This window comes from Paracoccus sediminicola, assembly GCF_027912835.1.
Taxonomy (GTDB): Bacteria; Pseudomonadota; Alphaproteobacteria; order Rhodobacterales; family Rhodobacteraceae; genus Paracoccus; species Paracoccus sediminicola.
The window spans coordinates 2,801,817-2,814,568 of record NZ_CP115768.1; the positions used below are offsets into that span (position 1 = coordinate 2,801,817).

General features: G+C 64.8%; 11 protein-coding genes. 2 read left to right on the forward strand and 9 right to left on the reverse strand.

The window, feature by feature from the left end:
• Positions 1-10: 10 nt before the first annotated feature.
• Together gcvH and gcvP are read left to right on the forward strand one after the other, a co-directional pair.
• A complete protein-coding gene (gcvH, locus tag PAF18_RS13760) occupies positions 11-370 on the forward strand; it encodes a glycine cleavage system protein GcvH (RefSeq protein ID WP_271116264.1) in 360 nt (119 codons plus the stop codon).
• A gap of 83 nt (positions 371-453) precedes the next feature.
• Positions 454-3,291, forward strand: a complete 2,838-nt coding sequence (gcvP, locus tag PAF18_RS13765; RefSeq protein ID WP_271116265.1) for an aminomethyl-transferring glycine dehydrogenase — start codon at positions 454-456, stop codon at positions 3,289-3,291.
• Between the two features lie 30 nt (positions 3,292-3,321).
• Here the strand turns inward: gcvP and PAF18_RS13770 are convergent, their stop codons facing one another.
• The 9 genes from PAF18_RS13770 to PAF18_RS13810 all read right to left on the reverse strand — a co-directional run bounded on the left by PAF18_RS13770 (position 3,322) and on the right by PAF18_RS13810 (position 12,700).
• Entirely contained in the window at positions 3,322-4,245 is a 924-nt protein-coding gene (locus tag PAF18_RS13770) for a sugar kinase (RefSeq protein ID WP_271116266.1), read from the reverse strand.
• Positions 4,242-5,699 carry a mannitol dehydrogenase family protein gene (locus tag PAF18_RS13775; protein WP_271116267.1) on the reverse strand — a complete coding sequence of 486 codons (1,458 nt, stop codon included), beginning with the start codon at positions 5,697-5,699 and terminating at the stop codon, positions 4,242-4,244. Before PAF18_RS13775 ends, PAF18_RS13770 begins: the two co-directional genes overlap by 4 nt.
• On the reverse strand, positions 5,696-6,907 hold the full coding sequence (gene uxuA, locus PAF18_RS13780; protein WP_271116268.1) for a mannonate dehydratase: 1,212 nt from the start codon (positions 6,905-6,907) through the stop codon (positions 5,696-5,698). The genes PAF18_RS13775 and uxuA overlap by 4 nt, the downstream gene beginning before the upstream one ends.
• A 27-nt stretch (positions 6,908-6,934) precedes the next feature.
• Positions 6,935-8,083, reverse strand: coding sequence for an alpha-hydroxy acid oxidase (locus PAF18_RS13785; protein WP_271116269.1), 1,149 nt, complete (start codon positions 8,081-8,083; stop codon positions 6,935-6,937).
• Between the two features lie 3 nt (positions 8,084-8,086).
• A complete protein-coding gene (locus PAF18_RS13790; protein ID WP_271116270.1) occupies positions 8,087-9,130 on the reverse strand; it encodes an L-idonate 5-dehydrogenase in 1,044 nt (347 codons plus the stop codon).
• Position 9,131: 1 nt separating this feature from the next.
• A complete protein-coding gene (locus PAF18_RS13795) occupies positions 9,132-10,409 on the reverse strand; it encodes a TRAP transporter large permease (protein ID WP_271116271.1) in 1,278 nt (425 codons plus the stop codon).
• Positions 10,406-10,909, reverse strand: coding sequence for a TRAP transporter small permease (locus PAF18_RS13800; RefSeq protein ID WP_271116272.1), 504 nt, complete (start codon positions 10,907-10,909; stop codon positions 10,406-10,408). The genes PAF18_RS13795 and PAF18_RS13800 overlap by 4 nt, the downstream gene beginning before the upstream one ends.
• Positions 10,910-11,011: 102 nt before the next feature.
• The gene (locus PAF18_RS13805) at positions 11,012-11,998 is read right to left on the reverse strand and encodes a TRAP transporter substrate-binding protein (RefSeq protein ID WP_434802224.1); all 987 of its coding nucleotides are present in this window, start codon (positions 11,996-11,998) and stop codon (positions 11,012-11,014) included.
• Between the two features lie 21 nt (positions 11,999-12,019).
• A complete protein-coding gene (locus PAF18_RS13810) occupies positions 12,020-12,700 on the reverse strand; it encodes a GntR family transcriptional regulator (RefSeq protein ID WP_271116274.1) in 681 nt (226 codons plus the stop codon).
• Positions 12,701-12,752: the final 52 nt, after the last annotated feature.

The window sequence follows — 12,752 nt, forward strand, 5'->3', positions numbered from 1 at the left end:
AGCGCGACCCATGCTGAAATATACCGAAGATCATGAATGGCTGAAGCAGGACGGCGACGAGGTCACGGTCGGCATCACTGCCCATGCCAGCGAACAGCTTGGCGATGTCGTTTTCGTCGAACTGCCCGAGATCGGCCGCGAGGTCGAGAAGGGCGAGGAGATCGTGGTGATTGAATCGGTGAAAGCGGCGTCGGACATCGTGGCGCCGATCTCGGGCGAGATCGTCGCCGTAAATGACGACCTGGCCGATAATCCCGGTGCGGTGAATGACGACGCGATGGCGGCGTGGTTTTTCCGCATCAAGCCCGCCGCGGGCGAGGCGATTGACGGCTTCATGGACGAAGCGGCCTATAAAGAGCTGATCGGCTGATGCCGCTGCCGGGGGTTTCCACCCCCGGACCCCCGAGGATATTTAAGCCAGGATGAACTCCTCATCCGGGCGTGGATGGACAGATGACCCGCTGGAACCCGACCGATTATAACCCCGATGATTTCGCCAATCGCCGCCATATCGGCCCCTCTCCGGCCGAGATGGACGAGATGCTGGCGGCGGTCGGGGTGGACAGCCTCGACACGCTGATCGAACAGACCGTGCCGGCTTCGATCCGGCAGGAAGAGGCGCTGGACTGGGTGCCTTTGTCCGAGGCCGGGTTGCTGGACAAGATGCGCGCGGTTGCGGCGAAGAACGAGGTGATGACCAGCCTGATCGGGCAGGGCTATTACGGCACGGTGACTCCGCCCGCGATCCAGCGGAACATTCTGGAAAATCCGGCATGGTATACGGCCTATACGCCCTATCAGCCCGAGATCGCGCAGGGCCGTCTTGAGGCGCTGCTGAACTATCAGACCATGGTGAGCGACCTGACCGGGCTGCCGGTGGCGAATGCGTCCCTGCTGGATGAGGCGACGGCGGCGGCGGAAGCCATGGCCATGGCGCAGCGGGTGGCGAAGTCGAAGGCCAAGGCGTTCTTTATCAGCGAGAACCTGCACCCGCAGACGATTTCCGTGATCGAGACGCGGGCGCAGCCCCTGGGGATCGAGATCATCAAGGGGCAGCCCGAGGATCTGGACCCCGAAGCCGTGTTTGGCGCGATCTTCCAATATCCCGGCACTTACGGACATATCCGGGATCTCAGTGCGGAATGCGCCGCCCTGCATGAGGCGAAGGCCGTTGCCGTGGTGGCGACAGACCTGCTGGCGCTGTGTCTGCTGCGCGAGCCGGGGGCGATGGGGGCGGATATCTGCGTCGGATCAAGCCAGCGTTTCGGAGTGCCGATGGGCTATGGCGGGCCTCATGCCGGGTTCATGTCCTGCCGGGATGAATTCAAGCGGGCCATGCCGGGGCGGATCGTCGGTGTCTCCATCGACGCCAAGGGCAACAAGGCCTACCGGCTGGCTTTGCAGACACGCGAACAGCATATCCGGCGTGAGAAGGCGACCTCGAATGTCTGCACGGCGCAGGCTCTGCTGGCGGTAATGGCATCTTTCTATGCGGTGTTCCATGGCCCGGTGGGCCTGCGGGCCATTGCGCAGCGGGTGCACCTGAATGCGGTGACGATTGCGGATGCGCTGCGCGCCGCCGGGGCCGAGGTGGAACCCGAGGCGTTCTTTGACACGATCACCGTGCGCGTGGGCGTGGGGCAACTTGGTATCCTTGCGGCCGCGCGAAACCATGGCATCAACCTGCGCAGGATCGGGCGGGATCGCGTCGGGATCAGCGTCGATGAAACCACCGATGCCAGCGTCATTGCGCGGCTTCTGGATGCGTTCGGCATTACCGAAGAAGCCACGCCCGCCACCGCGCCCGCGATCCCCGAGGATCTGCTGCGCGAAAGCGACTACCTGACCCATCCGGTGTTCCATATGAACCGGGCGGAATCCGAGATGATGCGCTATATGCGGCGGCTCTCGGACCGGGATCTGGCATTGGATCGAGCGATGATCCCACTGGGCTCCTGCACGATGAAGCTGAATGCGGCGGCGGAAATGATGCCGATCACATGGCCGGAATTCGGTGCTCTGCACCCCTTCGCGCCTGCCGATCAGGCCGCAGGCTATGCCGAGATGCTTGACGATCTGACGCAGAAACTGTGCACGATCACCGGCTATGATGCGTTTTCCATGCAGCCGAACAGCGGCGCGCAGGGGGAATATGCGGGGCTGCTGACGATCCAGGCCTATCACCGTGCGAATGGCGACGATCAGCGCGATGTCTGTCTGGTGCCGTCCAGTGCGCATGGCACCAACCCGGCCTCCGCCCAGATGTGCGGCATGAAGGTCGTGGTGGTGAAATCCGCGCCGAATGGCGATATCGATCTGGAGGATTTCGGCGATAAGGCCAGGGCGGCGGGCGACAGGCTGGCGGCGGTGATGATCACCTATCCCTCGACCCATGGCGTGTTCGAGGACACCGTGCGCGAGGTTTGCAAGATCACCCATGACCATGGCGGTCAGGTCTATATCGACGGCGCGAATATGAATGCGCTTGTCGGGCTGGTGAAACCCGGAGAGATCGGCGGAGATGTCAGCCATTTGAACCTGCACAAGACCTTCTCGATCCCGCATGGCGGTGGCGGGCCGGGCATGGGGCCGATTGGCGTGAAGGCGCATCTGGCGCCCCATCTGCCTGGCGATCCCCAGACAGGCGAGGGCGCGGTCAGCGCGGCGCCGTTCGGGTCAGCCTCGATCCTGCTGATCTCATGGGCCTATATCCTGATGATGGGTGGCGCGGGGCTGACGCAGGCGACGCGGGTGGCGATCCTGAACGCGAATTATATCGCCAGCCGTCTGGCAGGGGCCTATCCGATCCTGTTCATGGGCAATCGGGGCCGTGTCGCGCATGAATGCATCATCGACACGCGACCCTTCGCCGAACATGGTGTGACGGTGGACGATATTGCCAAGCGGCTGATCGACAACGGGTTCCACGCCCCCACGATGAGCTGGCCGGTATCCGGCACGCTGATGGTTGAACCGACGGAAAGCGAAACCAAGGCCGAGATCGACCGTTTCATCGCCGCGCTGCTGTCGATCCGCGAAGAGATCCAGTCGGTGGCCGATGGCGAGATCGAGATCGGGTCCAGCCCGCTGCGCCATGCGCCGCACACGGTCGAGGATCTGGTCGCAGAATGGGACCGCCCCTATAGCCGCGAGCAGGGCTGTTTCCCGGCGGGTGCCTTCCGGGTGGACAAATACTGGCCGCCGGTCGGGCGGGTGGACAATGTTCATGGCGACCGCAACCTGATCTGCACCTGTCCGCCGCTCGAAGCCTATGCCGAGGCCGCCGAATAGCGGTTAGCCCTTGATGGCCGCCGCCGCGCGTTACGATCGGCGCGGCGGGACCGCCTCGGCGACAAGCGCGCCGTGATGGCCGATCACGCGCAGGCTGAGCGCATGGGCGCGCCGGATCGCAGCGGGAATATCCGCGCCCTCGATCCGCGCGGCAAGGAAGCCCGCGTTGAAGCTGTCCCCGGCCGAGGTCGTGTCGACCGGTTCGGCGCGGGACAGGCCGGTGATCTCTCCCGCCCCGTCAGTGCCGCCGTAATGCACCGGCCCGCCCCCTGCCTTCACGATAACCTGGCCCGCGCCACGGTCGAGATAGCGGGCGATGGTCGCTTGTGGATCGGCGTCGCCGAAGAAGCTCTGTTCGTCGTCGAAGCTGGGCAGGACCAGATCAGCCATCGCGGCGGCGTTTTCCACGGTGCGGCACATCTCGGCCTCGGATGCCCAGAGTTTCGCGCGCAGATTGGGATCGAAAACGATTCGTGTGCCCGCCTTGCTCGCATCGCGCAGCGCGTCGAGCAGGGCGTCACGGCCCTCCTGCGGCAGGATGCCGAGGGTGATGCCCGAAAAATAGGCGATGCCGACCCCGTCGAGCGCCCGCGCGAGCAGGTTGGGATCATCGGCGAGCCGTCTTGCCGCAGAACTGTCACGCCAATAGCTGAAGCTGCGTTCGCCCGCCCGCAACGAGATGGCATAGAGCGCGATTTCGCGGCTGTCGTCGCGGCTGACATGGGTGGCGTCGATACCCTCGGAGGTCAGGAAGTCGATCATCTTGCAAGAGAATTCGCCGCGCCCGACCCGGCTCAGATAGCCGACATGCCATGCTTCTGGCAGAAGCCGCCGCAGATACCAGGCCGTGTTGAGCGTGTCGCCCGCAATCCCGAGCCGCCAGAGGCCGGGCTGGCCGGATTGGGACAGCTCGACCATCGCCTCGCCGATGGAGAGGATGCGGTCATGGCTCATTGCTGCGCCTCCTGCGTCATGGCCGCGCGCGGGCCTTCGGCGCGAATGCGGTCGAGATGCCGGGCCACCGCATCGGTGAATTCCGTGGCGTGCTGCAGCTCCGCCGGGGCGAGGCCGGGCAGGGAGAGGACGGCGCGGATCAGCGCCCCGTGGTCGCCATCTGCGCTGCGCACCCGTTCGATCAGCGCATCTGCCCGCGGATCGTCGGGACGGTCTCCGAGGTCAGCCAGCTTTGCGAGCCATGCCAGCCAGATTGCCGTGGCGAAGGCAAAGGGGCCAGTGTCGCGCCCGTCGCGCAGCAGCTCAGCGGCAGGGGCGAACCAGCGTTGCGGCAGTTTCTCGGTGCCGTCCATGGCGATCTGCCGCGTCTGATGGGCGATGCCGGGATTGGCGAAACGGTCCATCAACGCATCTGCATAGGCCGCCGGGTCGAGCCCTGCATTCCGGGGCAGCGTCGCGGCAGCGGCAGCCATGTGACGCCGGCTCAGCCGCGAGAGGTCGCGATCCGCCACCGTATCGCGCACCAGTGGCAGACCCAGCAATTGCCCCGAATAGGCGATCAGCGAGTGGCTGCCATTGAGCATGCGTAATTTCATCGCCTCATGCGGGCCGACATCGCGGACGAATTCGGCGCCGCCCGCATCCCATGCCGGGCGGCCCTGCGGAAAGTGATCCTCGATCACCCATTGCCGGAACGGCTCGGTCTCGACCCCGGCAAGGTCGCGGCGCCCGGTCAGCCGCTCGATATCCGCCAGCGTGGCATCGGTCGTGGCCGGGGTGATGCGGTCGACCATGGTGGCGGGAAAGGCGATCTCTGCCTCGATCCAGCTGGCGAGGTCGGGATCGGTGCGGCGGGCGAAGCCCAGAACACCCGCGCGCAGCAGAGCGCCGTTATCCGGCAGGTTGTCACAGGACAGAACGGTGAACGCAGCAGCGCCAGCCGCGCGCCGTGCCGCAAGCGCCCTCGTGATGATCCCGACCACGCCTTTCGGTGTCTCTGCCGCGGCCAGATCCGCCGCAATCGCCGGGTGGGAGTCGTCGATATCCATGGCCGCCCGGTCGATCCCATAGGCCTTTTCCGAGACGGTCAGCGACAGGATGCGGATCCCCGGATCAGTGGCGACACGCAGGATCGCCGCCGGATCTCCGCCAATGGCCGGGCCATGCGCGCCGATGATGCGTGCGCGGTCGTGGTCCGAGCGTTCAAGCACCGTGTAAAGTCCGTTCTGCGCATTCATCGCCTCTGGCAGGTCTCGGCTGCGCAGATTGGCGCCGGTGATGCGCCAGTCGCCGCCCTCGGCCGCCAGCGCGTCATCGGTATAGACCGCCTGATGGGCGCGGTGAAACGCGCCGAGGCCGAGATGCAGGATCCCGACTCCCGCCGCATCGCGATCATAGGCGGGGGTCGCGACATCGGCGGGCAGCCCGGTCAGGCTTGTCAGAAGATCGCTCATCCTGCCGCCCCCGCGTGACGCAGACCGGCCTCGACGCCGCGCAGCTCGGCCAGCCCCTTCAGCCGCCCGATGGCGGGATAACCCGGCTGACCGCCGCGGCCGATATCGTCCAGAATATCCTGCCCGTGATCGGGCCGCATGGGGATTTCGGCATCGGCGCGGCCCGCGTCGCGGCGCCGTTTTTCTTCGCGCAGAACGGCTGCGACAAGGGCAACCATATCGGTTTGCCCGCCGAGATGCTCATCTTCGAAGAACGAACCGCGCAATGCGTCCCCGTCGCGCCGCACATTGCGCAGATGCAGGAAATGCACCCGCTCGCCCAGCCGGTCCATCATTCCGGGCAGGTCGTTGTCGGGCCGCGCGCCAAGTGAGCCCGCGCAAAGCGTGATCCCGTTCGCGGGAAGATCGACGGCGGCGCAGCGCTCGGCGTAATCGGCCTCGGTCGACATGATGCGCGGCAGGCCCAGCAGGCCGAAGGGCGGATCGTCGGGATGGCAGCACAGCCGCACGCCGATCTCCTGCGCGACGGGGGCGACCTGTTCGAGGAAATCGTGGAAGTTGCGCCGCAGCACGCTGTCGGTCACCGGCGCATAGCTGTCGAGAAGCGCGCGCACATCGTCAAGGCTGAACCGCTCGGCCGCGCCCGGAAGGCCGAACACCACATTCCCGGCAAGGCGTTCGCGCTGCGCATCGTCCATTTCGGCGAAGCGGCGGGCGGCCTCTTCGCGGATATCTTCGGGGAAGTCCTCGGCCGCGCCCTTGCGTTGCAGGATATGGATGTCGAAGGCTGCGAAATCGGTGAAATCGAAGCGCATGCAGGTCGCCCCGGTGGGTCGCCGCCAGGCCAGATCGGTGCGCGTCCAGTCCAGCACCGGCATGAAATTATAGCAGATGACTTCGATCCCGGCCGCCTTGAGGTTGCGCATCGAGGTGATCCAGTTCTCGACATGCGCCCGCCAGTCGCCTGTCTGGGTCTTGATCGCCTCGCTGACCGGCAGGCTTTCGACCACCTCCCATTTCAGATGCGAGGGCGCGCCGTCGCGCATCCGGGCGATCAATGATTGGCGCCGGGCGATTTCGTCGGGCGACCAGACCGTGCCGGTGGGCATGTGATGCAATGCCGTGACCACACCCTGCACACCGGCCTGAAGCATGTCATCCACCGAAACCCGGTCCTCGGGGCCGAACCACCGCCATGTCTGTCGCATCAATCCGTTCCTTGTAATCTGATGAAATCAGGTTGCATCCTCGGACCACAGGCAGTCCGGGCCGAAATCTGCAATCTCGTTGACGCCGCAAAGCGCCATGGTGATGTCCATCTCGCGGCGCAGGATCTCGATCGCGGTTTCGACGCCTTTCTGACCCATCGCCCCGAGCCCGTAGGTAAAGGCGCGGCCGATAAACACCCCATCCGCGCCGCAGGCGATGGCCTTCAGCGCCTCTTGCCCAGACTGAATACCCCCATCGAGATAGAGCGGGTAATCCGTTCCGACCGCCCGCCGGATGCGGGGCAGGGCGCGGATCGTCGAGGGCGCGCCGTCAAGCTGGCGGCCGCCGTGATTCGAGACGAGGATCGCGTCGGCCCCGGTCTGGACCCCGCGCTTCGCGTCCTCGGGATCGTTGATGCCTTTCAGGATGACCTTGCCGCCCCATTTGCGGATGATCTCTTCCACGCGCGCCCAGTCGAGCCGCTGGTCGAATTGCTGACCGGTCCAGCTCATCAGGTCGCCCAGATCGTCGACGCCGCGTGCATGGCCGATGATATTGCCGAAGCCGCGCCGCTTGGTGCGCAGCATCCCGAGCGCCCATCGCGGGTGGCGGGCGATGTCGAGCATATTCGGCAAGGTCAGCCTGGGGGGCGCGGTCATGCTGTTCTTCAGATCCTTGTGCCGCTGCCCCTGAATGGTCAGGTCCAGAGTCAGCACGAGCACCGTCACGCCGGCGCGGCGCGCGCGGTCCAGCACATTGTCAAGGAACTCTTCGTCGCGCAGCGTGTAAAGCTGAAACCAGAACGGCGCGCCGGACGCCTCGGCAATGTCCTCCAGCGAGCACATCGACATGGTGGACAAGGTGAAAGGCACGCCGGCTGCCCGCGCCGCGCGGGCGGCGTGGATCTCGCCATCGGGATGCTGCATCCCGAGCAGCCCGACCGGGGCAAGCGCCAGCGGCATCGAGACCGGCTCGCCCATCATCGTTGTCGCAAGGCTGCGCGCCTCGATATTTCGGGCGACACGCTGGCGAAACAGGATGCTCTCGAAATCGGCGCGGTTGGCGCGATAGGTGCTGCCCGTCCATGCGCCGACATCGACATAATCATAGAACATGCGCGGCACGCGGCGCTGATGCAGCCGACGCAGATCCTCGATCTCGGTGATGACGCTCATGGCTCAGCCCCCGAAATCGAGCTGCACCTTCACCGCCTGCGAACGGTCTCCTGCCAGGTCGAAGGCGCGGACCGCTTCGGCGGCGGGGATCACCTGCGTCACCATCGGTAAGAGGTCGATCTCACCCGTGCCGATCATGCGCACAGCCTCGGCGAATTCGGTGTCGAAGCGATGGGTGCCGATGAAGCGCAGCTCCTTGCTGACGATCAGGTTCAGCGGCAATGGAAGGCTGCCACCGACGCCGATCTGGACCAGAGTGCCCTGCGGGCGCGTGACGCCGATGGCCTGCGCGATCGCGTGTTGATTGGCAGAGCATTCCAGTACCACGTCAATGCGGCCCTTGCCCGTTGCATAATCAGAGAGCCCGTCAGGATTGCGCGCGACATTGACAACCCTGTCCGCCCCCATGCGCGCGGCAGTTTCGAGCGTGAAGTCCTGGACGTCGGTGACGACGATCTCGGCCGCGCCGCGCAGCCGGGCAAGCGCGGTGCAGATGGCGCCGATCGGGCCGGCACCGGTGATGAGCATGCGCTGCCCCTCAAGCGGCGGCGCCATCGTCAGCGCGTGCAGGCAGACCGCAAGCGGTTCGGCCCCGGCAGCAGCGGCGGGAGAGGTGCCGTCGGGCAGCGCGAAGCATTGCCCCACCGGATGTGCGACGCGGCTGCGAAACAGGCCCTGCTCATGCGGGACCCGCATGGCCGAACCGCTGAAGCGCATCTTCAAGCAATGGCGCGGCTGTCCGGCGGTGCAGAACTCGCAGCTTCCGCAGGCGCGGGACGGGCTGAGCGACACCAGCTGTCCCTCACTGAGGCCCGACCCCTCGGGTGCGTCCTCGACCCAGCCGGAGGCTTCATGGCCGAGAATGATCGGCTCTTGCACACGGATCGGGCCGAAGCCGCCATCGTGGTAGTAATGCAGGTCCGAGCCGCAGATCCCGCCCCGCGCCACGCGGATCACCGCGCTGGCTTCGTCGGCCGCGGCCTCGGGGGCTGGTTCAATGCGCAGGTCATGGGCGGCGTGAAGACGGCAAGCAAGATTGTAGGTCATGTCAATTGTCCATCAGCGAAGGAAGCCAGGTGCTGATCCAGGGGATATAGGACACCAGCAGCAGCACGATGATATTGGTCACGAGATAGGGCACCAGCGCACGGATCACCGGCGCCAGCGGCAGGCGCGCGATATTGGCGCAGACGAACATGCAGACCCCGACCGGAGGGGTGGTCAGCCCGATCATCAGGTTCAGCACGGCAAAGACAGCGAAATGCAGCGGCTCGATGCCCACAGCCTCGGCCAGCGTCAAAAGCGGCACGAAGAGGATGATGAGCGCGGCGATGGTTTCCATGAACATGCCGACCATCAGCAGGACGATGTTGATGAGCAGGATCACGAGGAACCGGTTATCGGTCACGGACAGCACCGCTTCGGCGATCATCTGCGGGATCTGCTCGCTGACGAGGATCCAGCCGAAGACATTGGCGGTGCCGACAAGCGCCAGGATCCCCGCCGACGACACCGCGCTGTCGACCAGAATGCCGGGGACGCGGGCCAGCGGCAGCTCACGATAGACGAAGGCGCCGACGATGACGGCATAGATCGAGGCGACGACCGCCGTCTCGGTCGGTGTCACGATGCCGGACAGCATTCCGCCGACGATCAGCGCCGTCATGGCCAGCGCCCAGAACGCCCCGAGAAAGGCCGATCCCAGCTCGGACCAGCCCTGCCAGGGTTGACGCGGAAAGTTGCGGCGCCGGGCGATGAGATAGGTGGTCACCATCATCGCGCCCCCGAGAAGCAGCCCCGGCAAGGCGCCTGCGATGAACATCTTTCCGACCGAGATCCCGGCCAGCGAGCCGACGATGATCATCGGCACCGAGGGCGGAATGATCGGCCCCACGGTAGAAGAGGCGGCGGTGACCGCGGCCGAGAAATCCGCCGGATAGCCGGCCTTTTTCATGCCGGGGATCATCATCCCCCCGATCGAGGCCGCATCCGCCACCGCAGTCCCGGAAATGCCGCCGAACAGCATCGACGAGGCCACATTCGTCTGCGCCAGTCCGCCCCTTATCCAGCCGACAAGCGCCTGTGCAAAGCGGATGATCCGCCCGGTGATGCCGCCCCCATTCATCAGGTTCCCGGCCAGGATGAAGCCCGGAATGCACAGCAGCACAAAGCTGTCCATCCCGGCATACATCTTTTGCGGAATGACCACGAGCGGCATGCCTTCGAGCAGCAGATAGGCCATGGAAGACACGCCGAGCGTAATCGCCACCGGCATCCCGATGACAAGCCCGAAGAGAAAGGTCAGGCCGAGGATCGCGAGGCTCATTCGATCTCTCCCACAAGATGTTCGGGGCGGCCATCGCTGGTGCCGGACAGCATCCCGATCACCCGCAGAAGCGCGGCAAGCGCCAGGGAGACCAGCAAAAGCAGTACGCTGGCATGGGCATAATTCATCGGCACGGCCAAGGTCGGCGAGGTCTGCATCGCGCCGATCACGGTAAAGCGCCAGGCCGGGCTGAGCAGCATCAGGCAGAAACCAAGAACCAGCAACGCCGACAGCAGCCGCAACAGCCAGGGCGCGCGGCCAGGCAGGCTCTCGCTGACCAGATCGACATTGACCAGATCGCCAGAAAGCAGCGCCAGCCCGGTGCCGAAACCGGCGAGATAAAGCAGCGCGAAGCGGGTCAGTTCCTCGGTCCAGACCGGCGAGCTGAGAATGAAGCTGCGCCCCAGAACCTGAATGGTCACCGCGCCGATCAGCACGGCGAAGGACAGGCCGACGCCTATCCGCAGCACGATCCGCATCCAGTCGGTCACGAGTCTCATGTGATCTTCTCCCGGCCTGACATCGGGCCCGTGATATAAGGGAAAAAGGTTCGAAAGCGGGATATGCCGCGGCCAGATCCTATCCGGCCGCGGCGAGAGGGATCATTCCTGTGCGGCAAACAGCTCTTCGACGACCGGCTTGATGTCTTCGCTGACATTCGCCAGCACCGCGTCCTGCGCGGCGGTCGCGAAGGCTTCGGCATCGCTGTCGACGAAGGTCATGCCCTTGTCCTTCAGAACCTGCTCCAGGCGCTCTTCATCGGCGAGGAATAGCTCGCGCTCGTAGTCCTGCGCGTTCTGCGCAGCTTCGAGAACCGCCTGCTGATCTTCCTCGGACAGCTTGTTCCAGCTCATCTCCGAGATGGTCAGATAGATCCAGGACCGGACATGCTCGGTCCGGTTCACGAATTGCTGGACCTCGTTGAAATTGGCCGATTCGATCAGCGCCAGCGGGTTTTCCTGCGCGTCGATCGTCCCGTTCTGCAACGAAGTGAACACTTCGCTGAACGCCATCGGGGTCGGCGCGGCGCCCAGCGCCTCCCAGGTCTTCACGAAGAGCGGCACGTTCGGCACACGCAGCTTGAGACCGTCCAGGTCGTCAGGGGTCATGATCTCGGTGTTCGAGGTCAGGTTGCGCGGACCGCGCGCGAAATAAGCGATGGGACGGATCTGCGCCTTTTCGATGATCTCGGCCTCGATCTGATCGCCGATCTCGCCCGAGGCGACTTCGTCCATCTGTTCCAGCGAAGAATAGGCATAGGGCACGGCCAGCAGCGCAGCCATCGGCGCCCAGTTCTGAAGGCTCTCACCGGTGATGGTCATGTCGGCTGTGCCGAGCTGCATCCCGTTGATGAGGTCGATTTCCTTGCCAAGCGATTCATTCGGAAACACCTGCACCTCGACCCGGCCATCGGTGAGGCTGGCAACATCCTCGGCGAATTTCAGCGACGCCTTGTGCCAGCTGTTTTCTTCGTTGGCGAGGTGGCCGAGCTTCAGCGTGACCTCCTGCGCGGACGCGCCCAGGGCCGGCAGTGTCAGCATCGTCGCGGCAGCCAGAGCGGTGAATTGACGGCGATAAAGTTTCATCATCTTCCTCCTGTTGATGAATTTCTAGGTGGTAAACAGATCCGGGTGCGCGCTGGTCACCTCGGGGAGATCGTCGAGAAGCTGGTTCAGATGCCCGCGCATTGCCTGTTCGGCCAGATCGGCGTCGCCGGCGCGCAGTGCCTCGACGATTTCGCGATGCTGGCCGATCAGCTTCTGGAGATCGAATTTCTTGGCAGTGATGTGGCGCAGCCGGTTCATCTGCGAGCGCAGCCCTTCCAGGACCAGCCAGACTCCTTCATGCCCGGCCGCTTCAGCGATCATGTAGTGAAACCGGTCGTCGAGCGCGACGAAGCGTTCGGAATCATTCTCAGGGACGGTGAGTTCCTGCTGTCTGAGTTCCTCATCGAGACTGGCGACCAGAGAAGCATCCGGCGCATCGGTCACCATGCGCACCAGATCACCCTCGACGGATTCGCGGATCATCCGGGCCGAGAGCACCGCAGAGACCGAGATCTTGCGGATAAAAGTGCCACGCTGCGGGCGGACCTCTGCCAGACCATCGGCCGTCAGGCGGATGAAGGCTTCTCGCACCGGCTGGCGGCTGACGCCGAAACGCTTTGCGACCTCGGTCTCGCTCAGCCGGTCGCCGGGCGAAAGCTCGCCGCGCAGCACCTCCTGCCGCAAGAGCTCGTAAAGCTGCGGCGCGGTCGACAGGCTCAGATCCAGTGCCGGCGTGGCTGACATGATTCCCCCAATCCCGGCGAGAAAGTATACCATACTTCCATACAAGTAAAGA

Coding starts and splice junctions, on each gene's coding strand:
- gcvH (WP_271116264.1), top strand. CDS start 11: ATGCTGAAATATACCGAAGATCATGAATGGCTGAAGCAGGACGGCGAC.
- PAF18_RS13805 (WP_434802224.1), bottom strand. CDS start 11,998: ATGATGAAACTTTATCGCCGTCAATTCACCGCTCTGGCTGCCGCGACG.
- PAF18_RS13785 (WP_271116269.1), bottom strand. CDS start 8,083: ATGAGCGTCATCACCGAGATCGAGGATCTGCGTCGGCTGCATCAGCGC.
- PAF18_RS13775 (WP_271116267.1), bottom strand. CDS start 5,699: ATGAGCGATCTTCTGACAAGCCTGACCGGGCTGCCCGCCGATGTCGCG.
- PAF18_RS13790 (WP_271116270.1), bottom strand. CDS start 9,130: ATGACCTACAATCTTGCTTGCCGTCTTCACGCCGCCCATGACCTGCGC.
- uxuA (WP_271116268.1), bottom strand. CDS start 6,907: ATGCGACAGACATGGCGGTGGTTCGGCCCCGAGGACCGGGTTTCGGTG.
- gcvP (WP_271116265.1), top strand. CDS start 454: ATGACCCGCTGGAACCCGACCGATTATAACCCCGATGATTTCGCCAAT.
- PAF18_RS13800 (WP_271116272.1), bottom strand. CDS start 10,909: ATGAGACTCGTGACCGACTGGATGCGGATCGTGCTGCGGATAGGCGTC.
- PAF18_RS13810 (WP_271116274.1), bottom strand. CDS start 12,700: ATGTCAGCCACGCCGGCACTGGATCTGAGCCTGTCGACCGCGCCGCAG.
- PAF18_RS13795 (WP_271116271.1), bottom strand. CDS start 10,409: ATGAGCCTCGCGATCCTCGGCCTGACCTTTCTCTTCGGGCTTGTCATC.
- PAF18_RS13770 (WP_271116266.1), bottom strand. CDS start 4,245: ATGAGCCATGACCGCATCCTCTCCATCGGCGAGGCGATGGTCGAGCTG.